The 24,409-nt window shown below is 52.5% G+C and carries 22 protein-coding genes, 1 tRNA gene and 5 pseudogenes; 10 read left to right on the forward strand and 18 right to left on the reverse strand.

What is annotated here, in order from left to right; genetic code table 11:
• The first annotated feature begins 91 nt into the window (after positions 1-91).
• On the forward strand, positions 92-1,540 hold the full coding sequence (locus JW799_RS26810) for a transposase (protein ID WP_205428726.1): 1,449 nt from the start codon (positions 92-94) through the stop codon (positions 1,538-1,540).
• A gap of 1 nt (position 1,541) precedes the next feature.
• Here the strand turns inward: JW799_RS26810 and JW799_RS26815 are convergent, their stop codons facing one another.
• The 7 genes from JW799_RS26815 to JW799_RS26845 form a co-directional block, all read right to left on the reverse strand.
• On the reverse strand, positions 1,542-1,964 hold the full coding sequence (locus tag JW799_RS26815; RefSeq protein ID WP_205432605.1) for an ATP-binding cassette domain-containing protein: 423 nt from the start codon (positions 1,962-1,964) through the stop codon (positions 1,542-1,544).
• A 25-nt stretch (positions 1,965-1,989) separates the two neighbouring features.
• Complete coding sequence (locus tag JW799_RS26820; protein WP_205432606.1) at positions 1,990-3,066, reverse strand: hypothetical protein; 1,077 nt, start codon at positions 3,064-3,066, stop codon at positions 1,990-1,992.
• Positions 3,021-3,638 (reverse strand): amino acid kinase family protein, encoded by a 618-nt coding sequence (locus JW799_RS30355; RefSeq protein WP_420830698.1) that lies wholly within the window; start codon positions 3,636-3,638, stop codon positions 3,021-3,023. Before JW799_RS30355 ends, JW799_RS26820 begins: the two co-directional genes overlap by 46 nt.
• A gap of 77 nt (positions 3,639-3,715) precedes the next feature.
• The gene (locus tag JW799_RS26830) at positions 3,716-4,930 is read right to left on the reverse strand and encodes a DegT/DnrJ/EryC1/StrS aminotransferase family protein (RefSeq protein WP_205432609.1); all 1,215 of its coding nucleotides are present in this window, start codon (positions 4,928-4,930) and stop codon (positions 3,716-3,718) included.
• Between the two features lie 611 nt (positions 4,931-5,541).
• Positions 5,542-6,048 (reverse strand): hypothetical protein, encoded by a 507-nt coding sequence (locus tag JW799_RS26835; RefSeq protein ID WP_205432611.1) that lies wholly within the window; start codon positions 6,046-6,048, stop codon positions 5,542-5,544.
• 370 nt (positions 6,049-6,418) lie between these two features.
• Positions 6,419-6,664 (reverse strand): NUDIX domain-containing protein, encoded by a 246-nt coding sequence (locus JW799_RS30360; protein WP_205432612.1) that lies wholly within the window; start codon positions 6,662-6,664, stop codon positions 6,419-6,421.
• Positions 6,665-6,675: 11 nt separating this feature from the next.
• Complete coding sequence (locus JW799_RS26845; protein ID WP_205432613.1) at positions 6,676-7,794, reverse strand: adenylosuccinate synthetase; 1,119 nt, start codon at positions 7,792-7,794, stop codon at positions 6,676-6,678.
• Between the two features lie 346 nt (positions 7,795-8,140).
• On the opposite strand from JW799_RS26845, the pseudogene JW799_RS30365 reads away from it, so the two are divergent.
• Both JW799_RS30365 and JW799_RS26855 read left to right on the forward strand, forming a co-directional pair.
• Positions 8,141-8,238, forward strand: a pseudogene (locus JW799_RS30365) (transposase); the annotation flags it as partial.
• Positions 8,239-8,889: 651 nt separating this feature from the next.
• Positions 8,890-9,027 (forward strand): annotated as a pseudogene (locus tag JW799_RS26855) (site-specific integrase); the annotation flags it as partial.
• A 430-nt stretch (positions 9,028-9,457) separates the two neighbouring features.
• On the opposite strand, the gene JW799_RS26860 reads toward JW799_RS26855, so the two are convergent.
• The 5 genes from JW799_RS26860 to JW799_RS26880 all read right to left on the reverse strand — a co-directional run bounded on the left by JW799_RS26860 (position 9,458) and on the right by JW799_RS26880 (position 12,504).
• Positions 9,458-10,759, reverse strand: coding sequence for an IS1380 family transposase (locus tag JW799_RS26860; protein WP_080832311.1), 1,302 nt, complete (start codon positions 10,757-10,759; stop codon positions 9,458-9,460).
• A gap of 241 nt (positions 10,760-11,000) precedes the next feature.
• Positions 11,001-11,087: transfer RNA gene (locus tag JW799_RS26865), tRNA-Leu, on the reverse strand.
• 89 nt (positions 11,088-11,176) lie between these two features.
• A complete protein-coding gene (locus tag JW799_RS26870; RefSeq protein ID WP_080837319.1) occupies positions 11,177-11,389 on the reverse strand; it encodes a hypothetical protein in 213 nt (70 codons plus the stop codon).
• A 100-nt stretch (positions 11,390-11,489) separates the two neighbouring features.
• Positions 11,490-11,816: a hypothetical protein gene (locus JW799_RS26875; RefSeq protein ID WP_080837317.1), complete on the reverse strand. Its 327-nt coding sequence runs from the start codon at positions 11,814-11,816 to the stop codon at positions 11,490-11,492.
• Between the two features lie 118 nt (positions 11,817-11,934).
• The gene (locus JW799_RS26880; RefSeq protein WP_080837314.1) at positions 11,935-12,504 is read right to left on the reverse strand and encodes a xanthine phosphoribosyltransferase; all 570 of its coding nucleotides are present in this window, start codon (positions 12,502-12,504) and stop codon (positions 11,935-11,937) included.
• Positions 12,505-12,751: 247 nt separating this feature from the next.
• On the opposite strand from JW799_RS26880, the gene JW799_RS26885 reads away from it, so the two are divergent.
• Positions 12,752-13,498, forward strand: coding sequence for a hypothetical protein (locus JW799_RS26885; protein ID WP_205432614.1), 747 nt, complete (start codon positions 12,752-12,754; stop codon positions 13,496-13,498).
• Positions 13,499-13,592: 94 nt separating this feature from the next.
• Positions 13,593-14,726 carry a YkvI family membrane protein gene (locus JW799_RS26890; protein ID WP_240353422.1) on the forward strand — a complete coding sequence of 378 codons (1,134 nt, stop codon included), beginning with the start codon at positions 13,593-13,595 and terminating at the stop codon, positions 14,724-14,726.
• Here the strand turns inward: JW799_RS26890 and JW799_RS26895 are convergent.
• Positions 14,671-15,806, reverse strand: a pseudogene (locus JW799_RS26895) (glycosyltransferase family 4 protein). The gene JW799_RS26890 and the pseudogene JW799_RS26895 sit on opposite strands and share 56 nt — an antisense overlap.
• A 94-nt stretch (positions 15,807-15,900) precedes the next feature.
• Here JW799_RS26895 and JW799_RS26900 point away from each other — a divergent pair.
• Both JW799_RS26900 and JW799_RS26905 read left to right on the forward strand, forming a co-directional pair.
• Positions 15,901-17,049, forward strand: coding sequence for a GGDEF domain-containing protein (locus JW799_RS26900; RefSeq protein ID WP_080837300.1), 1,149 nt, complete (start codon positions 15,901-15,903; stop codon positions 17,047-17,049).
• 79 nt (positions 17,050-17,128) lie between these two features.
• Positions 17,129-18,508 carry an RsmB/NOP family class I SAM-dependent RNA methyltransferase gene (locus JW799_RS26905; protein WP_205432615.1) on the forward strand — a complete coding sequence of 460 codons (1,380 nt, stop codon included), beginning with the start codon at positions 17,129-17,131 and terminating at the stop codon, positions 18,506-18,508.
• An 81-nt stretch (positions 18,509-18,589) separates the two neighbouring features.
• On the opposite strand, the gene JW799_RS26910 is transcribed toward JW799_RS26905, so the two are convergent.
• On the reverse strand, positions 18,590-18,868 hold the full coding sequence (locus JW799_RS26910; protein ID WP_205432616.1) for a hypothetical protein: 279 nt from the start codon (positions 18,866-18,868) through the stop codon (positions 18,590-18,592).
• A gap of 142 nt (positions 18,869-19,010) precedes the next feature.
• Here JW799_RS26910 and JW799_RS26915 point away from each other — a divergent pair, with 142 nt between their 5' ends.
• A complete protein-coding gene (locus JW799_RS26915) occupies positions 19,011-19,103 on the forward strand; it encodes a sporulation protein YjcZ (RefSeq protein WP_136368515.1) in 93 nt (30 codons plus the stop codon).
• Between the two features lie 506 nt (positions 19,104-19,609).
• Here JW799_RS26915 and JW799_RS26920 read toward each other — a convergent pair.
• Both JW799_RS26920 and JW799_RS26925 read right to left on the reverse strand, forming a co-directional pair.
• The gene (locus JW799_RS26920) at positions 19,610-20,425 is read right to left on the reverse strand and encodes a Cof-type HAD-IIB family hydrolase (RefSeq protein ID WP_205432617.1); all 816 of its coding nucleotides are present in this window, start codon (positions 20,423-20,425) and stop codon (positions 19,610-19,612) included.
• A gap of 3 nt (positions 20,426-20,428) precedes the next feature.
• On the reverse strand, positions 20,429-21,274 hold the full coding sequence (locus tag JW799_RS26925) for a pseudouridine synthase (protein ID WP_205432619.1): 846 nt from the start codon (positions 21,272-21,274) through the stop codon (positions 20,429-20,431).
• A 249-nt stretch (positions 21,275-21,523) separates the two neighbouring features.
• Between JW799_RS26925 and JW799_RS30370 the strand changes: the two are divergent.
• Positions 21,524-21,823 (forward strand): annotated as a pseudogene (locus JW799_RS30370) (helix-turn-helix transcriptional regulator); the annotation flags it as partial.
• Positions 21,824-21,865: 42 nt separating this feature from the next.
• Positions 21,866-22,246 (forward strand): annotated as a pseudogene (locus tag JW799_RS30375) (DinB family protein); the annotation flags it as partial.
• A 104-nt stretch (positions 22,247-22,350) separates the two neighbouring features.
• Here the strand turns inward: JW799_RS30375 and yjbM are convergent.
• Positions 22,351-23,154, reverse strand: coding sequence for a GTP diphosphokinase (yjbM, locus tag JW799_RS26935; RefSeq protein ID WP_205432623.1), 804 nt, complete (start codon positions 23,152-23,154; stop codon positions 22,351-22,353).
• Positions 23,155-23,175: 21 nt separating this feature from the next.
• Positions 23,176-24,270: a quinone-dependent dihydroorotate dehydrogenase gene (locus JW799_RS26940; RefSeq protein WP_205432625.1), complete on the reverse strand. Its 1,095-nt coding sequence runs from the start codon at positions 24,268-24,270 to the stop codon at positions 23,176-23,178.
• Positions 24,271-24,409: the final 139 nt, after the last annotated feature.

Consider the following 24,409-nt stretch of genomic DNA (forward strand, 5'->3'; position numbering starts at 1 on the left):
GAAGTCCGGTGATAAAGTCCGCGTAAGCAGGCTTTTATCACGGTTTTGTCGAATTAATATCGTAACACGACTATCGAAAGAGTGATTAGGTATGAAAGCCCGCAAGTCATCGGCTATCCAGCCTCAGATGTTCCAATTCGTGGATATGGATGAACTCGTGCCGAAAAAGCACATCCTGCGCCAACTGAACGAAGCGCTTGATTTTTCCATCGTTCATGATTGGGTGGCGCCTCTATATACGGAACGTACCGGCCGCCCGGCGGCTGACCCGGAGCGGATGGTTCGACTGATGCTGCTTTCGTATTTGTTCAACCATTCCGAACGGGAATTGTATCAACTGTTGCCCATGCATGCGGGCTATTTGTGGTTTTGCGGACTGGATTTCGAATCCGTCGTGCGCCCGGACTCATCGCGGCCGTCCCTGCCGGATCGGACGACCTTGGTGAAGACCCGGAAATTGTGGCGAACGCACGGTGTTTTTGAGAAGCTGATGAAACATGTCGTCGATCAGTGCATCGCCGCGGGACTGGTCCAACCCGATGTGCATGTCGGCGTCGACGGCACCCAGGTACGGGCCAACGCATCCATTCACAGCTTGAAAGAAATCACCCTGGCCCCGGTGGAGTCGATTGAAGACTATTTGGCTCGCATGGCCCGGCAAGATGAAGAGACCGGTGGTGTCGCCCATGATTCCGATGATGACCGACAGCCGCCCGCACCGCCCGCGCAAAAAGAGCGGCTGCTGGAAGACGAAGCGACGCATGAAGATTTTCATGGCAAAACGTTCTCGAACAAGACCCACCGCAGCGTAACGGATCCGGATGCCCGCTTGTACAAAAAGAGCAACGGTCAGGAAGCGCATTTGCGGTATTTGGTGCATGATGTGACGGATATCAAATCCGGCGTCATTCTGTCTACGCAAGCGAGCATCGCGTCCGGAACGGCTGAGCGTGAAACGAGCTTGCGGCAGCTCTTCGCGATCCGTTTTGCCCATCCGCAAATCCGGATTCGGACGCTTTCTGCCGATAAAGCCTACGGTACGACAGATTATCTGCAAGCGTTGTTCGAGCAAGGGATTGTTCCCCTGGTTTCGCTTCGCAACCTGACACTGGAAGATGTACCTGCTTGGAAACGTCAAACGAACGATCCGGAGAAACAACGCAAACGGCTGGCCAAAATCCGGGAAATCCAAATTCGAAACAAAGCCAAACGAATTCAGCTTATGGGTTCTTACCGTCATCTGCAAAAGTTGCGGACGCGGTGCGAGCATGTGTTTGCCGAAAGCAAAGTCGCGCATGGCCTGGGCCGCGCACGGAGCCGTGGACTGGACTGCATGCAAGAGCAGGCGGTGCTCACGGCCATCGTTCAAAATCTGAAAAGACTGTGCCGGTTTAAGAAAAAGCGACCACAAACCGGTGTTTTGGCATGTCCAAAACCGAAATCCGTGATGATGGAGGCAGTGTCGGACCTGCTCATTTCGGCGCTGGTTGGGTTGTTTTCCTCTTTTTTTATGCCGAAGAGACGGTTACAACTGACCTAAATCACCGGACTTCTAGATTAGTTGTGAAAACTCCTTTAGGTATGCGGTATATATGTCTAAATAGCTCGAAGGTCTCCTTGATATTTAAATCCCACCATAATTGTGATTTTTGGCCAAAGACAACCCCAATTTTCGCAGCATTTTCCTTGCGATGCTTGCTCGGTTCAAGTCCATTAACTTTGACAGTTCCCTGGGTGGGTGATAAGATACCGGTCAACATTTTAATTGTTGTGGATTTGCCTGAACCATTCGGACCGATGTACCCAACGGCTTCTCCCTTTGCTATAGACAGATTTATACCTCTTACCGCTTCTTTGGTTACATAAACGGGTGAAAATAAGTCTTTCATTCCCCCCCAAAATCCAGTTCGATGCTGTTTGATATTATAAATTTTCCAAACCTCTTTTAGCTGAATTATCTCCATGCTTGACCCCCTGCTCAAACATCTGCTATAATGAAATTTTTATATCAGGATTTTCAGAAATCAATTTCAATATATTATTAAGATCTTTCAATCGTCCAAATTGTTTTTTTAGCCGAAGAATATCCTCGTGGTGAACAATCGAAACACAAATGTCATGCCAAATCACTTTTTGTAATCGATGCTCAATTTCATGATTTACTAACTGTTTATAGTGTTGGTTGATTTCTACATCAATAGTGATGTTTCCATCCTTACTTTGGAAAGACATGTAGCCTTCCAATCTTTCTAAAGCCAAATACTGCAATGTTGACGTAAAGAAATTATAGAGTGAGTTGAGCTTATCTTCCAAATTTTCACCAATAACTACTACATCAATATCAGTGGAAGATTCGAACTGGCAGCCCAGAAACAACCCCATACCGCCACCGATCCCATAAGTAATACCTTCTATTTCACAAAAATGATGTATTTCCTGAAGCACAGTTCGAAGGTGGTTCAGCATCTCTCGTCTATCGATGGATAAATAGTCTTTTTCGTGGGAGGTCTTTTTAATATCCCTTTGTGTCAAAAACAACTCAACGTTCCAATCGAGCTTGATAATTTCAAGCTTATCTTTTACTTTATCGAACGATAAATTATTACTTTTCCATGAATCCAAAGAAATCTTGCTTAAATAACTTGGATACGTATCCGACTTACGATGAGTACGGGCAACAAACGGCACCCATTCCTTATATGGTATTTGCGCCAAATGTAGAAAGGATGCTAACACTAGATGCAACCGAGGCTCTAACCGTTCGAATACGCTGGTCAGATTAAGTTTCTTTCCCCATTTCAATAAGAAAGGAACAACGAAATGGCTCAAGTAATTGCTCTCTTTTAAATAATCCAGCAACGTTTCTTCTAAAGACAAGATAGTAAAGCCTTTGTAGGTACTTATTGGATTGATCTCGCGATCTGTATAATGCTCGACATAAGAAGCTACCATGGGAGTAAGATAGAGACTTGTCGTGATCGGATGGCCTAAAATAACATTAGGATTAAACGATTCGTCTTCTACACTATCAGTGTTCCGCATTCTAAGTCCCTTTCCGTCAACCATTTGTATACACGATCCGCCTCTAAACCATTCAAGATCGTAATCGGAGTCCGGCTTTGCTTAGCTAGTAGAGGGAAGGTCTCGTCGACGCAATCTTGTTTGAGATTTGCAAAATCATCAAAATTGATTTCAGGAATCACCTGTTTGTTCTGATCTAATAGGCCTTCGATACTTTTCAAGATGACGACCTCCGCCACTTCAAGAAGATGGCCCATATATAGTGCCATACCATCAGAGCTGATGCGATTCGTATAACGGAAAGGGTCCAGCCCGAACACCACATCCGATGGCAAGAACACCGCAACTTTGCGCTGTTCCAGAATGCGTCGACATTCGATAAATGATTTAAACGGAATGAGGTCCTCTTCGAAATTAGAAAACAATAGGCCAGTTTGGTCAAGCGATAACATGGTGGTGTGATGAAAAACATCTCTTTTTAATGGGAATTTCTTGTGATAGCTTTCAATGTAGTTATCGATCTCCCCGCCACCGGGAAACAGTACGATCCGTTTGTTCTTGCCGGCCTCGACCAGAGAAGCGGCTAATTGCTTGCATTCCTCAACATGCTTAAGCAGACTTCCCCCACTTTAATGAGGTAATCAATTTTCAAATGATTCATACCTGTACTGATTTCCAGCATCTCTTTCACTCCTTATAAGTTATTCATAATCGTGTTACCATAGTATTCTACTAACTCATCCCCATCGGGATGGTCAAATCGTGGAAATCCAACTAGTAGCTTGAAATATTGTTCCGTTACAGGGAAGTCACCGGGACCGTATCTATTCCAAAGCTTTGCGTTAAGAATGTATTGTTCCGGCGGTTGTTGAAATAAGGATAAATAGTGAAGCGGTTGTGCACTTGCCCTTCGAACCTCTAGGTTCACTGATGCCAAACGTTGTATCACATCTTCCACAGGTCTGTTTTGATTTTCCCTTGGTAGATATCTTACCCGATTCATAAAATAGGAATAACGGTCTTCTTCACTCGCTTCAATTAATATATCGAAATAAGGAATCTGCTGTAAATAGCTCGCTAATGTTCGAATTCGCCTTCTCCTAATATCTAAATACTTTTCAAATCGTGAAAAAGAAACGATAGCGCAGATGGCAGCTAGCGGGTGAATCCGATATTTAAGCCCCAGGCCAGTCTCCCAATATGGAGATAGTTGCTCATTTTTAATGCTCTTTTTAGCTCTTTCTCCGAATTGACCGAGCAGAACTGCACGTTCGTAAATTTCGGGATTCGAAGTGATGAGCATTCCACCTTCTCCTGCCGGGATCAGCTTGGATTCTTGCATGCTGAAGGTGGCAACGTCCCCCCAAGTCCCCACCTTTTTACCTTGATAGATCGTGCCGTGGGCGTGGGAACAATCCTCAATTATGTAAATCCCATGGGCCTTTGCAATTTTTACAATCTTCAGCATATCCGCCGGGTACCCCCACATATGCGTCACTACGACAGCCTTAGTCCTAGGGGAGATCTTGTTCACGAAGTCTTCTACATCCAGATTTCCAGAAATCCCATCCGTTTCACATAGAATCGGAATTCCTCCGCACTGTATAACGGGAGTTATCGCAGCATGAAACGTACTCGTCTGAGAGATGATTTCGTCGCCTGGATTAACTCCGATTGCAATTAGTGCCGAATGAACCGCAGCCGTACCAGAGTTGGTCGCTAATGCATAGGGGACATCAAAATAAGCTTTATAGCAGTTCTCAAGCTCTTCAATTACCCCTGTACCATCTTTAATGGATAGTAAATTCCCATCGTATAAATATTTATGGATTGAGTCCCCCATTTGATTTAGCCACTCTCTGGGCGGCCAAATATCATGGGGTGAATGAATGATGGTGGACTGTTTCATGGAATACCGCCTTCCTTTCGTTCCTATGCATAATTAGGTTGAACCCTCGAATGTTTGCTTTAAGCAAACAAATCTTGTTTAGCAGTTGGAGTTTGGGGTCAATGAATGGCAGAAGATTCGCAAAAGGAAGTGACTCCGCTTTGTGCCCATCTAAGTATTCTGGAAAAAAACGCTTGGGAAGCAACAATGAGTCACTGAAGGATAGGTTCGTGATGTACTGTTCGAGTCGGGCATAGTGGCGATACGCGATCGGTGAAACATAATCCAACCGATTGACATCAAAGACTTGTGCTTTGTCTATATTCGCCCTGAATTGCTTTTCCCAATGATATTCAACAGCCTTGATGTGTACTATATAAAAGTGCCGGTTTAGTAACATTTGAATCGTTTGCAAAGTTTTCCCTGATCCAACGTTATCATCGATTAGAAGCATGGGTTGGTTAACATTATACGTGTTCTTCAAATAATGAATTTGGTAGAACATGTTATCCTTCTGCGAGCAGGATGCCTTATCATACTGTGAGTAAGATATATAGTCGAATCCAAAATGGGTTCTTGGCTGTCCTATCAGATCTTGAAATAACCAATGGAGAGCGATGTAAATAGGGGGATCATAACCCCCCTAGAAGCGGTGCCAAAAGTATTTCATACCGATTAATTTCTTCATAAAAAAGCAAATAATCCAGTAACAAGATCAGTTTGTGATCCATTTCCACGTAAGCCCTAACCGTCGTTATTCTCTCAGCCTTTTTTTTGATAACAGAAAGAGCAGCCGTAAGTTTAGGAAGCGGAAGGAAGTTATCCCTAAAAACAGCGGATAACATGGACTCGGACGTTTCCAAAAGCCCTCTCTGAAATTCCCGATACCCCTCGGCTAATTGCTGCGGGGGTTGGCCAGCCGTCATTAATTTCGCGATGGCTACCAGCATATACTCACACAACGTGAAAAAGATAAATCTTTTTGTTTCTTCAGGTATCTCACTAATCTGAACTAGCCGTGAGTGCCTTGGAAGATTCTCCGCAAGTGCATAAACTTCATCAAATGATTCGCTGTAATAAAGTCTCGTTCGATTCACATACCACGGTTCATGTGGTAGTTTACGAAAATAGGACTCCATGAAAGGCTTCCAGTAAATCTCGAGTTGACTCATTGGAAAATAACTTTCCCCGGCTAGTCCGAATCTATAGAACGATAATTTTAAATTTTTTATGAACTGTCGTATGATTAGCGGAAATTCTCCATGTGCCATCCCATTCGTCCTCACAATTCACTAATCTTAAATAATCCGGGACTAACAAGTCGACTCTCCAGCTTTAAATAAAATCCAGGCCGGGATGAACTGAGTAGCTTCTGAAGGATTAGAATATCACTTGGGATAATATAGTAACTATTCTGTAAGTTGCTCATTGCAAACCTTCGAATCTCGGACTCCGGCAGATGAACATCGTCCAGAGAATCCATGGAGTCCAGCAAGCAAATATGCAGAATCACATGTTCGAAACGTCCTGCTCAATTATTAGTTCGGAAACAACTCCAACTACGGCTGTACAGTGTACACGCAGGACCGTTTCTTCTCGAAATCCTCTTACAATAGTATCGTCCAGATGTTCATGTGCTTCCACCTTCCCTTCTGGTAATCCCCAGAGTCCGTTGTATGAATTACTATTTCTTTTGACGAATAAGTACTGGTTACCACTGCGTAAAACACCAATCACAACATTTATTGGTTTCATGATCAACCCGTTTATGAAATATGTTCATGGTACGTCTTCAGTTTCTCTGTACGAAGGTCAATGAGATCGTCTTGACCTGGGCCTGTACCCAGCAACGTTACTGGAGTACCATACTTACGTTCCAGATCTTCGATAAACTTTTTGGATTTATTGGACAATTGAGCATACTTGTTGACTTTATAATCGCTGCTATCAATGTAGTCAACGAAATTGATGGCCAATTGTGTTGGTCGGTTGATACGAACAGCTCGTTCAACGAGATCCTCGTCGAACTTGCCGACTCTGCGGATTTTTTTAGTCACGGATGTCGTTTCCTGGATCTTATTTTTGGAATTTGCCAACATAGTTACATCATCCCATGTGATCTCCTCATGCAATGGCCCATTGGATGAATGAATCGGATAGGTTCGCAATACTAATACGATTTCGTCTACAAACCGCGGGCTAAGTCCTGCCTCACCACAAAAAGTAGCTGCAGTTGTATCCCGGCTTGTCACATAAGGATAACTTCCATGATGAACACTCAAGTCGAATCCTTGTGTACCTTCAATCATGATGCGTTTTCCTTTGTCCAGATACTCGTTGGCTATTTCGGATACATTCGCAAGGTACGGTTGAAACTCCTTAATATCTTTCGCTAATCTGAAATCCGGTTTACGCATAATTTTTTCTACTGTAGCCGAACCAACACCTGAGCCGGTAGACAATCTATTCTTAAGCATCTCCGCCTCGAATTGGATATGGCGCTCTTCAATGATACCTGCTTGTGGGTCCACTATTAAACGGTCTTTTGGAATATTTAGTCGATCGATTTCAGACAGTAAAATTTCCGGATTGATTAGCGACCCCGCCCCCATTGCCAGAAGACACTTTTCATTCACAAAGGCACATGGCATCAGCTGTACAATATATTTATTGCCGTTCAAATTCACCGTATGTCCCGCATTTGGCCCGCCGGTTCGTATACTCACTTCATGTTCACTGGCCAAATAAGCTGCAATTTTTCCTTTACCTTCACTGCCAATTTGTCCACCTAGTACAACGGTAATCATATTCAACAACACTCCAATAAATTTTTGAAGATGCACGAGAAAAATTGTTTTTGCTTTGAGTATTGTTCTTTCTTTCAATTACCACCTTTCCAAGATGCACAAAAACCCCACCAAACTTGGCGGGGTTTTATATTATTATTATTATTATTGACGTGCAGCACAAAAAATACTATTGAAATATAGTATTAGGCTCTGTACAATAATAATGGCATCGTCCTTTTGATCGAGGCTGATGTCGCTGAGACCGTGGCTCCCGCCAAGTTGACACGGTCTTTTGTATTTCCTAAAATCCCCTATACTGACTATACTTCCTATGAAGGGGTAATTAGGTTTTCTAAATATTACAATTTCCTCGAGTTTTTGTCAATGATGCCTTTAAATTTTATCATTGTTGAATATTGCAAAACTATTGCCATCCCTAGTTTTATATCCGGCTATCGTCCAAGCCGATCAAATCTATCGCACCCGCGAGAATCGGAGTTTCTTCAACAGCATGGCATCCGGCTAAGCGGGCCGGCATTGGAGACGGGCTTGGCTGTATTCGAGTGCGCTCGCAAAGACAAGTGAATCCGTTATCACACTGCAACTTCTGGTGATGAACCTGGAGCGCAGGCTCCACATTCTTTTTTGCCTCATTTTTACGATGCTGTCTAGTGGCGCCTAGCCTGAATTTCTGTTAAAGAATCGTTCAGCAAGCCCTATTTAGAAAAATTTTTGTTTATAATATTATTTTCATATTGTGTTACTGCTCAGTTTCCCTGTCGGGAAACGAGCGGTCAGACTGTCGACAAACCCCCTTTAATTATTTGGGGTGCAGATTCAGAGCTTTTTTAAAGTGCCAGCGGGCGGTTATGGTTGAGTTTGAGCCGGTCCCGAAGGTAAGGCTCGGATATATCCTACTAGAGCATGAGGTCTCCCATCTCTAATCGAATAAAATAACGGATCACTTCCATCTCTGTTCGAATGCGAATGGAATTCCTGAAGAAAATGATTGAGATGGGCAACCGTTTTCTTCATCAATGGGACATTGCGACTCTTATTGCCTTTACCAGTCGAGGTAATGAAAGGCGTCTTTACATTGACGATGTCAGATCACGCAGACCAGTTCCTAGGCCCTCGCGCCTGTATTATACAACAGGATGAGCATCATGCGATAACGTTTCCTTAAGGCACTTTACTGCAAGTTACCTGATTAAACATGGCGTCTGCCTTAAGGAAATACAATTGTGGCTCGGCCATTCCGTCTATAGTACCACGGTGAACATCTTTACTCACCTTGATATGGAATCCAAACAGGAAACGCGAGCATAAAATCAACGCTCTGTTTTCCACAAGAGCTGAGGAAGTGGTGCTTCAATGAAATTCGTGAACATTATACGATGCAGGAATCTCTGGCACACTTTTGGACATGGCAAAAACCTATTTAAAGCTTGTTTTAGAGCACGGGGACAGAAATCTTTACCTTGTCGCAAAGAAGCCATTAAAGCCGAAATTCAGTGTCTGCGAACGGAGCGTGACAGGATAATCGATTGCATCTGTCTGGAACGTGAATCGCTCAATTGAACCTAAATTACGAAAGCCTATAGAATCAGGCTTTTGAAGACGCAGAACTTGGATTTCACAACCAATTATGGAGGCAGAATATGCAGTCAAAATGGAATGCGAGCAAAAATGCCGTTACTTTCCCCCTCCCCACATGAAGGGGCAACGGGATTTCCAAGACACAAATTGGGATTATCGTTTATTCCAATAAAATACTTTTTCGCTCCATTCGTCGCCATGCCCACTGGTTTTGGAAAGACGTACTCAGTTTCAATGTCATTTGGCGGGCATGCTGGACAAACACACCTGCACAAACAAAAAACGTTCGCCGGAACCGCTGGATGGTGTAGGATCGGTGAATCGGCTCACAACAATGATGCTTGAATCGCTCAAAGAGATTATAGGCGAGCAGCTTTAAGAGCAGGTCGATTTCATTGGCGGCAAACGACTGCGTTGGAATGCGGTGGATGGCAAAGCCATTCTTGCCTTCCTTGATGTAGTTCTCCATGCAGCAGCGCTGGTTGTAGAACCGCCACACATCGATGGCTTCCCATTCCTCCGTTGTGACCATGGCTTCGTATTGCCAAAGCAAATCCAGTTCCAACTGAGACTGATCCCCGTCCCAACGCGGCATTTTGCGGATGACAGCAACACGACGCATCTTCTTCCAACCGATCGCTTGGTAGGCCAGCACGATGCCTTCAATGATCCAGTCCTCGTCCACAAAGCGTGTCCAATGCGCACAGGTTTTGACTTGGTCCTGGAGACGACTTGTCCATTTCAGCTTGCCGACGTAGCCGATCTGACGGGACTCCCAGAACGCGTAGAAGTCTTCTCCGCCAAAGCCTTTGTCAAACCGGGCATAGCGTACGTGGTGGGATTCCAACAACGCCAGCGTTTGCCGGGCAAACGAAAGGACGTCGGTCGAACTGCTCGTGTTGCCGGGACGCAGCGCGGCATTCACTAGCATTCGCGACTGCCCTTCGTACACGAGAAGGGGATGATAGCTCTTTCGGCCGCGCTTCTGACTGTTAAAACCGACTTCCGCTCCCTGCTGGTTGCCGTACACCGTCTCAACAGTCGAATCCAGATCGAGAATCAAGGAGTCGGGTAGCTGCGGTGCAATGATTTCGACATTCAGGTTTCGCAGGGCTGGCGCTAAATGGTCGTGGGCTTTGCCCAGACGAAGCAATTCCTTGTTTAACAATGTGTGATGCGGCACCCGGCCGCCCAGCGCCTGGGCGATCAAGGCATCACCTTGTAGGGATTTGAAATGAAAGAGACGTTCGCAGCCCAAAATCCAGCCGATGATGAGCATCTGCAGAATGCGATGCGTCGGAAAGATGGCATTCGCCGCTTTGGCTAGTCCAAGGCTCCGAAGGGCTTGATTCAAACCGATGTTTTCAAGAAATCCGAGGATCACCTTGCTTCCTGCAAAATTTGTTGCATTTCTCATAGAAAATGCCGTTTTCAATGACGCGATTTTTGTGGTAGACTTCACCTTAAGGGTGCTCCTCTCTTGGTTGGTGATGTTCTAGGCAAACACCATTCTACCAAAGATCTGGGCACTTTTTCATGTTTTTATGAGGTGGTACTTTCGTAATTCAGGTTGAAGTATGTTCCAACATGGTTCCCATTATGCCGGAAAGCCCGAAAATACACAAAAAAAGAAGCGATGTTAGCAAAATCGCCCAATCAACGAACAAGGGTTTCAGCTCATGAGCTGAAACCCTTGATAATACTGGTGCGGTCGAGAGGACTCGAACCTCCACGGCTGTTACACCACTAGAACCTGAATCTAGCGCGTCTGCCAATTCCGCCACGACCGCGAATCACAAAAATTATATTATCATGGCGGGACGGGCAAAGTCAACAGCTTTTTTGAAGTTCCAATTTTCGGTCAACGCTCGCTCCTCGCTCATTCGAACGTCGGCCGCGGCGCCGACGCTTCGGCGATCGCGTATTCGCGGCTCAGCTTGACGACGCGGCGGTTCGGGCGGCGAATGAGCATATGGGTATCGTCCCAGGCGACGACGATGCCGGTCACGTCGTTTATTTCCAGCGCATCCCGCACGACGCGCACCTTCGTGCCTTCGACCCGGTACTTGTCCAACGTTTCTTCGCTTACCATGTCGTTCGGATAACCTCCTTGCGGCGCAAATGGAACGAAGACCCGTCTTGCGGACGCCGAACGTCCGGACGGGTCTTCAAGCTATACGTTCAGCAGCGATTCAGCCTACATGCTCGCGCGTATCGTTCGTCTCGTACCAGTAGTCCAGCACCTTGCTGGACATGACGCGACTGCGGACATATTCGATCTGGCGCTCCGTGAAATGATCGGTCCAGGGAATGTCCAACTCGTCGCAGAGCTTGACGACCGTCAGAAGCTCGGACCAAGCTACATACCGTTTGTACCAGAAAAATTGCGGGTGCTCGATCATGTAAGGATACAGATCGTCGAATTCCGTGTGCTTGCAGTCGAGCGCGCGCTCGAAATGGTTCTTGGCATCATCCAGCTTCCTTGCGAAAAATTCAATCGGTTGATCGACGGCTGCCATTTGGTGCTCGCCTCCCCTCTGCAACTTCATTCTTATTATAAATCATATGGCGCCGGAAGGAAAAGAGAATCGGCTATGATTGGGCTTGGAATCGGCAGGAAGGAGGGCTCGCGCCCCGTTACTCGAATTTGATGACGTTGCCTTCGAGGGACGCGATTTTGACGAGCGATTCCACCCGGTATCCCATGTCCCGCAGCGTGCGCCCGCCGGCCTGGAACGTTTTCTCCAGGACGATGCCGATTCCCGCGACGGATGCCCCCGACTGCTCGACGATTTTGAGCAATCCCCGCGCCGCGTCCCCGTTCGCGATAATATCGTCGATAAACAGCACCGAATCCTCAGCGCTCAGCAAGTGCCGGGAAACGATCAAATCCGTCACGATTCCTTTCGTAAAGGAAGGGACGCGTTCGACATACGCGTCGTTGTCGCCGATCAGCGTCTTTTTGCGGCGGGCGAAAACAAGCGGTACGCCAAGCTTATATGCGGTAGCGAAGGCTGCCGGAATTCCCGAGGATTCCACCGTGATCACCTTCGTAATGGTCTCGCCGCGAAAACGGTTCGCGAACTCCTCGCCCATTTCCATCGTGAGCTGAGGATCGACGCCGTGATTCAGAAGCGAGTCGAGCTTCAGCACGTCGGAATTCATGACGGTCGCTTCCCGCAGAATCCTTTCCTTTAGAATATCCATCCGGTTTCCTCCGTCTCTTCTTTTCCGTTTAAAGTACCATATCCGTTACCTCCCGCGCAAGATACCGCCCTCGGAATCGTTCTCGGTTTTTGCCCTCGATTCGGCACGTTCCCCATGACTTTCGATGCGAGCCGGACGATTCGCGATAAGACAAAAGTAGGGAATTTGCCGAATGTCGAATTTTTGTGAAACTTTTCTAAGCCGAACGTAGTCCTAACTAGTAACAGGAAAAAAAGGGGGGGATTCGATGCGCAGAACCGAAAAATTCGGCGGACTTTTAATCGGAGCCGTGTCGGCTTCTTTGTTTCTCGTTTCTTGCAGCGGATCGATCGAGCCGCAAGCCGCCCCGTCCCCTTCCGGCGTTCCGTCGAACGAAATGCCCGCCCAGGATCGCGGGGGCGACGCGGCCTTGTCCGGGCCGCGGCCGCCGCTGCCATTGCCGTCTTCCTCCGGCGAGAGGGAGACCGTTCGCCCGAATCCGCGCGAAACGGGCGAAGCGTCCGCCGACTCCGGAGATGCCGTCCCCGCGTCGGCCTCCTCGGCTAAACCCGAAACGGAGGAGCTGCGGCAGCAAGGCGTCCAGGAAAGCCCCGCAGCGACGCCGGCCGCGCCGGATACCCGTCCGTCGTACGCCGGTCTTTCGCTCGGCATGAGCGTCAATGAAGTCATCGGACAGCTGGGAAGTCCGAACGACCGGTACCCGATCGCCGACCGTTCCGGCAACGTGCAAATGCACGAATACGACGGGCTGACCGTCGGCTACGACGCGTCGGGAGCAGCCGTTTATATCGAGATTACCGCGGCATCGGTGCCGACCGGAATCGAAGGGCTAACCGTCGGACAAGCCGAAGCCCGGGCCGCCGAAGCGCTTGGAATCGAAGTTCCGTCCGATTCGAACGTGCTTCAGGCCTCCGCTGCCCAAGGCTGGGTCAAAGCGGACATCGATCCGTCGACGCGAACGGTTTTGTCCGTCAAATGGTTCAAGCAAAACTAGGCGCTCCGCAAATCCTTTTGTCATGCCCGTCCTCTTCCGCTCATACCTTGTTAAAAGAGACTTAGGACAAGGCAGGGTAAGGGGGCGCTGAAGCATGAAAGCATGGTTCCGCAGTTTTCAAATCGCCTTTACGTTTATCGGAACCGTGGTCGGCGCCGGATTCGCAACGGGAAAAGAAGTGCTGCAGTTTTTTACCCGGTTCGGCCATATAGGTGCGCTGCTCATTTTGATATCGACGCTGTTTTTCGTGTGGCTCGGCGCGAAGATGATGCTGCTGTCGGCGAAAATCAAGGCGAGGTCTTACGAGGATTTGAACAAATATCTGTTCGGAGATCGGGCGGGCGCCTGGGTCAGCCATGTCATGCTCGGCATTCTGTTATGCGTCAATTCCGTGATGCTGGCCGGAGCCGGTTCGATTTTCTCGGAACATATCCATATAAGCACCCAAAGCGGGATGCTGCTTACGTCGATCGCCTGTTTTTACCTGGTTCGAAAAGGCATCAACGCCATCATTTCGGTCAATTCGATCATCGTCCCCCTCATGCTGCTGTTCACGCTCTTGATCGTGGCCGACACCCTCAAAGGCCCGGGAATCGACAATTGGATAACGCTCGAAACCGGATTGTCCCCCGTCGCCGCCTGGATGTCCCCGTTCCTGTACGCATCTTTCAATCTGTCGATGTCGCAAGCGGTCCTAGTCCCGCTGGGGTCCCTCGTCGGGGACGCCAAAATCTTGCGCCGAGGCGCCATACTCGGCGGCATCGGAATCGGAACGATGCTGATGGCCGGCCATTTCGCCCTGTCGGCGCGCATGCCGGGCGTTCAGCAATTCGAAATTCCGATGGGCGGCATCGCCCGCGAGCTCGGGCCGTTGATCCATTGGATTTTCGTCTTTCTTATCTTTGCGGAAATCTTCACGACGCTCGTTGCCGACCTGTACGGGCTTACGCTGCAGGTGCAAAGAAGGATCAGCGCATCCCGAACGTGGATTACGCTGTCGCTTCTTCTATTCTGCTTCCTGCTGGGGCAAGTCGGGTTCGGCACGCTGCTGACGACGCTTTATCCGCTGTTCGGGATGCTCTCTCTCGGCTGGCTGCTGCTCATCATACGCAACCGGGATCTTAAGGCCAAGCCTCCGCTCCCGCCCCAGCCTGATCTCGTCCGGCGAACCGTTACCCTTCCTTGCCGGGCGCCATATCGAGATAAATTTTCTTCAATTCGGAAATGACGCGATTGAGGGAGTACGCCTTCTTGGCCTTGTTCCAGGCGGCTCTCGCCATTTCGTAACGGAAATGCGGATCGACGATCATGTTGTCCAGCGCTTCGGCAAGCGCGTCCGGATCGTTCGGCGGAACGAGCCGGCCGTTCACGCCGTCCTCGATCTGCTCCGAAATCCCCCGACGTCGGTTCCGACAAGGGCGAGCAAGCACAGCGCGGCCTCCGCGAATACGGAGCCGAACGCCTCCGCGCGCGACGGCAAAACAAACACGTCGAAAAACGGCATCAGCTCTTCCGGATGCAGCATATAGCCGTAAAAGATCGTATCCTCGTAAATGCCGAGCTGCTGAGCCAGCGACTCGAGCTCCTCGCGAATCGGACCGTCGCCGATAATGTGCAGGACGAACGGCCTTCCTCTGCGCCTCAGTTCCGCGCAGGCGCGCAGCAAAATATCGATTCCCTTGGCGGGGACCAGCCGGCATACCGTGACCAGCTGGGTGACCTCGTTGTCGTGCGAAATCGGCTTGAACCTTCTCTCGTCATAGCCGTTCGGCATGACCCTCACCGCTTCCGGCGCGGCCAGAAATTTGCCCATGTACCGGGCGAACGAATGCGACACCGTCATAAGCGCGTCCGTCTTGCGCTCCAATTCGCCGTACAGCGATGTGAGAAACCGATGCTCGGGCCCGCCTTCGGCAATGCGCCCGTTCAAAATGAGCTCCTTCTCGAAGCTGGAGTGAACGGTCATCAAAATCGGGGTATCCGGGTAAATGCGCCTCATCGCGAGCGCGGCCACCGGATGGTGCGCGTGAATCAAATCGTACGAGCCCTTGAGCCGCAGCCTGATCCACCAAATGTAGTCTTTAAGCGTTTGAATATATTTGTCGACGGTCGGGTTGCCCGCGAAATCGCGCCAATCGAACGTTTCGAACTCGATATCCTCCTGGCCCTTGTTGCGAATTCGCTTCGGCAGCGAAAACAATTCCATTTCCCAGCCGATTTTCCGGAACCGCTCGCCGATGTACGGCACCATGGAAGAGACGCCTCCCGGTTGCTCCGGGGGGAAAAAAAGCGCCTGCAGAATATTCATGGGCGACTCCTCCTTTCAACCCGCTACTCGCTCTATTAAAGTTATGATATATTAGAACATATGTTTCTGTAAAGGAAACCGCTGGGGGGCATCTATGAATTCCGCTGCGTTCTGGGAGAACAATTTAAACTTGCTGCATCCGTTCTCTTCGCTCATTTCTTTCATTTTGCTATTTCTGATGTTGTTCATGGCATACCGGCTTCATATGCAAACGCGGCGGCGAACGTATTTGGATTTGCTTGTCGCGCTTGCGCTCTGTCTTGCGCACCAGATTTTCGAACTGGCGATCGCAGTCGGCGGCGGCGAACAGGCGCTTCTCGTTTTCGTTTCCGACGCGCTGAACGTCGCTTCCTTCATCGTCGTCAACTTCTCCATATTTGAACTCTACCACAAAAAACGGTCCCGCACACGCGCTTGGTTCTACTCCTTGCTCGGCATCGGCGCTTCCATCGCCGTCACGGGACTGTTCGCGGGCACGGAATCCCTGGCGCAGCTTTGGGAAAACGGGACGAAAGCGGCCCCGGTTTTCGACATTTACCTGCTCGTCTTGTGCCCGCTGTTCGGGCTCATGTTCGCCCCCCATATCGGCCAGAGAGTCCGTTACGTCGTCAGCCTGGCCATCGCCGCGCTCCTTCATTTGCTGCAGCTGGCAAGCCGTTTTTTCGATCTCGGTTCTTTATTCTATTCATCGTTGTCGGCGCTTTTGCCAATCGCGTATTTTATCTTTTTGTTCATGATTTTGTTCGAGCGCGTCGTCGAAATTTTGCAATCGGCGTATCGTTCGTCAATTACGGACGGCCTTACAAGCCTGTTCAACCGGCGCTTCTTCTCCTCGCAGCTCGAACGCGCCTTGCGCGACGGCCTGCCGGTCGGCGCCATCTTTTGCGATATCGACAACTTCAAAAAGCTTAACGACACCCAGGGGCATCAGCAGGCGGACGTCGTGCTGAAGCAGGCGGCGGCGATTCTGATGGAGGAGACGGAAGATGTCGGGCTCGCCGGCCGCTACGGCGGGGAGGAGCTTGTGGCCTTTGTCTCGGCCGGTGGCGTTTCCCCCGAGAAAGTTGCCGAAGCGATCCGCGCCCGAATCGAGAAGGAAACGATCGTCACGGTCAGCGTGGGCGTAAGCCGCGCCGCCAAAGGCATCACTGCGGAGCAGCTCATGAAGCAGGCCGACGAAGCGATGTACCATTCCAAAAAAACGGGCAAAAACCGGGTCACGGATTTCGCCTCGCTCGTGTAATCCCCTTCCGGTCGTGTATACTGGTACCGACCAGCCATTCGATCGGAGAATTCCGAACGCCTTGAAGGAGAAGACCTGTATGACGCGACTTCCGCAACCTTTCGTCCGGCGCATCCGAGACCTGCTCGGAGAGCGGGAGGCCGGCGAATTTTTGCAAGCTTACGATCGGCCTCGGGCTTACGGCCTGCGCCTGAATCCGGGAAAGCTGAACCCGGACGACATCCGGTTTGCCGGGATTCGGGATCGCTTCGGGCTGCGAAGGGTGCCCTGGTGCGACACCGGCTACTACTACGACGAAAATGCCCGCCCGGGCAAGCACCCCTATCATGCCGCCGGGCTCTTTTACATCCAGGAGCCGTCGGCGATGATCGCCGCGGAGCTGCTCGATCCGCAACCGGGCGAAATCGTGCTCGATCTCGCCGCGGCGCCCGGGGGCAAGACGACCCAGATCGCCGCCCGCATGAAGGGGCGGGGCCTCCTCGTCGCCAACGAAATCCATCCGTCCCGCGCCAAAATTTTGGCCGAAAACGTAGAACGAATGGGCATCGCCAACGCGGTGGTCGTCAATTCCGCCCCGGGACCGCTCGCGGAGCGGTGGCCCGAGGCGTTCGACCGGATCATGCTGGACGCGCCCTGTTCCGGGGAGGGCATGTTCCGGAAGGATCCCGATGCGGCCGCCGAGTGGTCCGAGGAGGCGGTGGCCGGCTGCGCCGCCCGTCAGCGCGACATTTTGCGCGATGCAGCAGCGATGCTGCGGCCGGGCGGACGGCTCGTTTATTCGACTTGCACGTTCAATCGCGAGGAAAACGAACGAACGGTTCGCTGGCTGCTTGGCGAATTTCCGGAATTCGCGCTGCTCAAGGAAGAAAGATTATGGCCGCATCGGGTAGAGGGCGAAGGCCACTATGCCGCCGTGCTCGAGAAGCGTTCGCCCGACCGGGCGCCGCCCGAAAACAAGGGATCGAAATCTCGCGCCCGGAGCGCCGACCGGAAAGCGGCCAAAACCGACAAAGCGGCAGCGACCGCCTTGCAGTTGTTTCATGCGTTTGCGGAGGCGGCGCTGCCCGGCTTCCGCCTGCCCGCGGACGGCGTCCCCCTGCTGTTCGGGGACTCGCTCTACTGGCTGCCGCAGCCGGATGGCTCCCCGCTGAGCGCCGCATCGCTGGACGGGCTGCGCACGCCCCGTCCCGGCCTGCACCTGGGCGACGCGGTCAAGGGCCGCTTCGAGCCGTCCCATGCGCTGGCCATGGCGCTGGACGCCTCCGCCGCGGCTTGCGCGGCGGACTATCCGGCCGATTCTCCGGAAGTCGCCGCGTACTTGCGGGGGGAGAGCCTGGCCGCAGGAAGCGAAGTCAAGGGCTGGGGCTTGCTCACGGCCGACGGCTGGCCGCTCGGCTGGTTCAAAGCGAGCGACCGTCAGCTCAAAAACCGGCTTCCCAAAGGGCTGCGCATGCTTTAGCCAAGCCGATCGGCCTGGATTGCCGTTTGACGGATTTGACGGTTTTATTGGATTGGTTGGAAGAAGTAAATTTTTTGCAGTTCAGCTGTTTCGCCAAGACTCGGCGGTTTTGGCGGTTTTGGCGGTTTTGGCGGTTTTGGCGGTTTTGGCGGTTTTGGCGGTTTTGGCGGTTTTGGCGGTTTTGGCGGTTTTGGCGGTTTTGGCGGTTTTGGCGGTTTTGGCGGTTTTGGCGGTTTTGGCGGTTTTGGCGGTTTTGGCGGTTTTGGCGGTTTTGGCGGTTTTGGCGGTTTTGGCGGTTTTGGCGGTTTTGGCGGTTTTGGCGGTTTTGGCGGTTTTGGCGGTTTTTCCGCTATCGCCCAAAATCAGCCGATCCGGGGTAAATGTCCAATTCGGGACTTCGCCTTCCTCATAGTATAGTGTAGACCGAAGAACGGGACAGTTTGCAAGCGCGGAACGCCCGCTTCGGCAACCAACAACACTTTCTCTTGAAGGAGGAATTTGCATGTCCGGTGTTGTCGGCGGCTACTACGCATCGGCAGCCTTCGTGCTGGTCCTGTTTATCCTGCTCGTCATCATCCTCAAAGCCGGTTACTGATAACCGGCGGAATTTCGCTTTCCGCAAAGCGGAAAAGGGAAGAAGGGGCTGTCTCGAAAGGTCAAAATTGACCTGAGAGGCGGCCCCTTCTGTCGTGAGGCAAGCCTCCCGGGGCCGTTATTTGGCCGCAATGCGGGATATTTCGTGAATAACGGCCTATCGAGGCCGTTATTGGCTCGCATTGCGGATTATTTCGCGAATAACGGCCTCCCGGGGCCGTTAATTCCGCCAACGGGCCGCTTTCGGCATCATTTAAACGAAATAACGGCCTATCGAGGCCGCTATTTACCCGTATTGCTGGAAATTTCGCGAATAACGGTCTCTCGGGGCCGTTATTGGCCCGCATTGCGGAATATTTCGTGAATAACGGCCTATCGGAGCCGTTAATTCCGCTGACGGGCCGTTGCCCGCCTCGTGAACCTGACGCTGGCCCAAGCATTTTTTGCTTCGGTCTCTTGACTCAGCCCGACCCTCGCCCGTAACCGCCCCTTAGACAAGATTGGCGTTTAGCGGACGGCGCCGCCGTTCGCCGGACGAATCACCTTCTCCTCCAGAACGACGGCCACGCCGTCCTCATTGTTGGAGACGGTCGTCTCGTCGGCGGCTTCCTTGACCGGGTCCGGAGAGTTCGCCATCGCGACCCCCAAACCCGCGAAACGAATCATCCCGATATCGTTGTAATAGTTGCCGATCGCGAGCACCTCCTCCGGACGGACGCCGCGCTGGCTTGCCAAGTGCGCCAGGGCCGCGCCCTTGGTCGCCTCCTTGTGCTGCACGTCGAAGAAATAATCCCCGCTCCGCACCGTTTGCAGCTCATGCTCCCACGACGCCCATTCGTTTTCCATCCGGTCCAGCGCTTCCTTTTCCGCGAAGATCGATACTTTCAGCAGCCCTTCCGGCACGCCGCGGCTTTGCTCCCAGAGGATCGGCTTGACGAGCAACCGCTCGTACATGCCGGCGATTTCGTCGGTCATGCTTTCCACGTATAGATCGAATGCCGTGTTCATGTCGAAATGAACGCCCGATTCGCGACAATAGGCCAAATACTTGCCGATTGCGTTCGCTTCGATGACGGACTCCCGGAGCGCTTTGCGCGATTTGCTTTCCACGATGCAAGCGCCGTTGTGGGTGACGAGCGTCCCTTCCAATCCGAGCGAATCCAGAACGGGAAGCGCGCTGTTCGAACCGCGCCCCGTGCAAAGCACGATTTCCGCCCCTCCGGCCGCGGCGGCCCGGACCGCGTCTCTTACGCGCGGGGTCAGCTCGTGTTCGTCGTTCAGCAGCGTCCCGTCAACGTCCAATGCAATTAAACGAAATGTCATCGTTCAAAACCCCTTCCGATACTCGCGAAGCCGCTCCATTTCCGCTTCCGTCAATTCCCGCCATTGCCCCGGTTCGAGAGCCGGGTCTAGCGACAGCGGCCCTATCGCCGACCGACGCAAGTACAACACCCGTTGGCCGACCGCCTCGAACATGCGCTTGACCTGATGAAACTTCCCTTCCTGGATCGTGAGCTCGATCCAGCTAAGCGCGGAGCGACGGCGCTCCGCAAGCTCCAGTTCCGCCCGCCGCAATTCGGGCGTCCGCCGGACCCGCTCCATCGCCTCGGCCATTTCGCGATCTCCGGGCTCGGCTCCGGGCGGAGCGGCCGCAAGCACGCGCAGCCGGGCCGGCAGCGTCACATACCCGTCGTCCAGCGTCACGCCGGCCGCGAACGCTTCCGCGTCCCGCTCCCCCGTCTCCCCCTCGATCAGCGCCCGGTACGTCTTCGGCACGTGCTTTCGCGGAGACAGCAAATCGTGCGCCAGCTTGCCGTCGTTCGTCAGCAGCAGCAAGCCTTCGGTATCCTTGTCCAGCCTGCCGACGGGAAAAGGCGCGCGCGCGCGAAGCTCGTCCGGCAGCAGATCGACGACCGTCCGATCGCGGCGGTCTTCCGTGGCGGAAACGAGTCCGGCCGGCTTGTTCATCATGACGTACACCGTTTCGCGGTATACGACCGGCTCTCCGTCGAGCGCGACCGCATCCTCTTCCGGCCGGATCTGCATGCCGGGATCCTTCGCCGCAACGCCGTTCACCGTGACCGATCCCTGGCGTACCCATTGCTTGACTTCGCTTCGCGAGCCGAAGCCGAGGTTGCCGAGCATTTTATCGAGTCTTATCGTTTTTTTCAACGTCGTTCACTTCTTTCTTCTCCGATCCGGATCGTTTCCTTGCATCTCTTAACTGTACGGGAGGAATCGGAACTTGTCCACTTTTCGGCGAACCTCGTCACTCTTCCTTTGGCACTCTTCCGTCCCCCATCCCCCGTCACCCGTCAACCGTTTCCCGCATGCAAGTCCGCAAGGTCCGCCCTGTTGTATAAATAAAGGAATTCAGCAAACGCGACGGGAGGAGAACGCTCCGCATGTCCAAGGCACAACCTGTTGGCGATTTTATGGCTGCTTAAATCCGGACGCCGAATGACCGCCAAAACCATCGCCGACCGGCTTGAAATGCATGTCCGCACCGTCTACCGCTATATCGACACCCTTTGCGCGAGCGGCGTTCCGATCATCGCCGATTCCGGACATAACGGCGGCTACCGGCTGCTAAGGCCGACGGACGAGACGCTGCTCTTTTTCGACCAGGAGGAACAGAAAGCGCTTGTGCACGCCGCGCAGTTCGCCGAGAAAGCGGGTTATCCGTACGAAGAGGCGTTAACGAGGGCGGTAGCAAAGCTCGCGGAAACGCTGACCGGACCGATTCAAAGCGTTTTCCCTTCGTTGCGGGACGCGCTCCTGCACATGTACCGGATCGACAACGTCTGGCTCAAGGCGCTTTCGTCCTTGCTTTATCCGGATATCGTGGACAAGGTGAGCGAACGGATGGCGCAGGCGCAAAGCTTTGCGCTCGACGAACTGGAGCAAGCCTTCGAAGCGCTGGGGCAGGAATTTCTGGCGCTCGTCGATTCCCTCGAGGACGTCGAAGCCGTCAAGGAATACCCGCATCCGACGTTCGGCACCTTGCGCGCGCCGCATTCGGAAATCGTCGAGCATGCCGTCAATCACGGCACCTATCACCGGGGCAATTTGACCGCCATGCTTCGCCAGCTCGGCCGTCAAGGCGTCCCGACCGATTACGTCTTTTATCTGTATCAGATTTAGCGGGCCGTTCATCACGACCGGGATGAACCTTCTCTATTTCGAATCGTAAAAAAACCTTCCGTTCGCGGCATCCGAAGGCCGGGAGCGGAAGGTTTTTGCATCTATTACGGGTTGGAGCTTTTGCCCGCGCGCACGAGCGCCTCCTGGATTTCCGCGGACAATTCGGTCAGTCCCCAAATATCCTCCTGCTCCCACAGCTCGTTGAAGCGGAGCTGGAACTGGGCCGCTTCCCGGATCCGGCGGAAAAAATAGAGGCTTTGAATGTCGTTCAGCACTTTGCGGACAATGCCCGACTTCTCTTCGAAGCCCTGCTGGGCCTCGACGATTTCCTGGCGGATGCTTGACATTTCGGTGTCGAGCAGAAAAGCGGCTTCCGCGGCTTTGTAAAGCCGCTCCTTCACGTCCTCGGGCAGCTGCTCGCGATATTTGTAATTGAGCGAATGCTCGATCGTCGCCCAAAAATTCATCGCGAGCGTGCGGATTTGAATTTCCGCAAGCACCGGCATCGAGCCGAGCGAAGTCTGGACCGGGTAAGTGACGATAAGATGATAACTCCGGTATCCGCTTTCTTTCGGATGATTGATATAATCCTTCTCGTAAACGATCGCCAAGTCTCTGCGCTTGCGAATGAGCTCCGCTACCGTGCTGATGTCCTCCACGAATTGGCACATAATCCGAATGCCCGCGATATCCTCGATTCCCGTTTCGATTTGGTCGAGCGGAACCGAAAGCCGTTTCGCCTTTTCCAGAATGCTGGAGATTCGTTTCACCCGGCCGGTCACGAACTCGATCGGAGCGTACTCTTCCCTTGCCTTCAGCTCGGTGCGCAGCGTCTTGAACTTCACTTTCAATTCCTCGACCGCCTGCTGGTACGGGAGCAAAAATTTATTCCAGTCTCTGCCGTCCATGCTGCCTCCTTTCCGCCGCTTTTACCGGTGATCCGCTCCGATCGCTTGGGCAATCCGTTCGAACCCGTCCTTGCGCAGCAGCTCCTTGAGCCCCCGGACAATCTCGCCGACGACGCCGGGGCCTTTGTAGATCATCGCCGTATACACCTCGACGAGGCTTGCACCCGCACGGATTTTATCGTAGGCGTCTTGCGCCGTGAAAATGCCTCCGGAGCCGACAATCGGCAGCTTCCCGCCCGTCATGGCGTAAAGCGTCCGGATCACCTCCGTCGAGCGCTTCGTCAACGGCCGGCCGCTCAAGCCGCCCGTTTCGCCGGCGTTCGCATGCGTGAGCCCGTCCCGCCCGATCGTCGTATTCGTCGCGATGATGCCGTCCATGCCGCTGATCCGGATCGCTTCCGCCATGTAGGCGAGCTGCTCCTCGCTGTTGTCGGGCGCGATTTTGACGACGATCGGCTTCGGCGTCCCTCCGGCTGTCCGCGCCTGGCGATCCCGCTCGTCGCGGACCGCGTCCAGCAGCCCCCGCAATTCGTCCCCGTGCTGCAGAAGCCGCAAGTCCGGCGTATTCGGCGAGCTGATGTTGACGACGAAAAAATCCCCGTGCGGGTACAGCAGCCTCAGGCACTCCCGGTAATCGTCCGCCGCATGCTCGTTGGGCGTCGCTTTGTTTTTCCCGATGTTGACCGCCAGCGGAATTTTCCGGCCTCCGAGACGGGCCAGACGCGCCGCCATCGCTTCGGCCCCTTCGTTGTTGAATCCCATCCGATTGATGAGCGCCTCGTCGGGCGGCAACCGGAACAGCCTCGGCAGCTCGTTGCCGGGCTGGCCTTTCGGCGTTACCGTTCCGACTTCCATGAACGAAAGCCCGATGCTCGAAAAGCCGGGAACCGCCTTCGCGTTCTTGTCCAATCCGGCCGCCAGGCCCACGGGATGGGCGAAATGCAGTCCGAACAGGTCGATTTCGAGCTCCGGAGCCCGGCCGACGCCCCAAATTCCCGACAGAAGCGCCGTCGTTCCGGGAATCCGCCCCGCCGCGCCCAGGCCGTCGACGACGAGGTGATGCGCCTTTTCGGCGTCCATGCTGAAAAATAATGGTTTGACCAACTTATACAACAACCGTCCGACACCCGCTTTGCACCAGAATAAAACCTTCGGGTATCAGTTTAGCCTTTTCTTCGGGAAAAGAAAAGGGAGCTTTGCGCCCGTAAGCCGCCCGGCCGGCCCCAAATCTGGCTTTTTGCGGAGGAACCGTTTA

Source organism: Cohnella algarum (assembly GCF_016937515.1).
GTDB classification, from domain to species: Bacteria; Bacillota; Bacilli; order Paenibacillales; family Paenibacillaceae; genus Cohnella; species Cohnella algarum.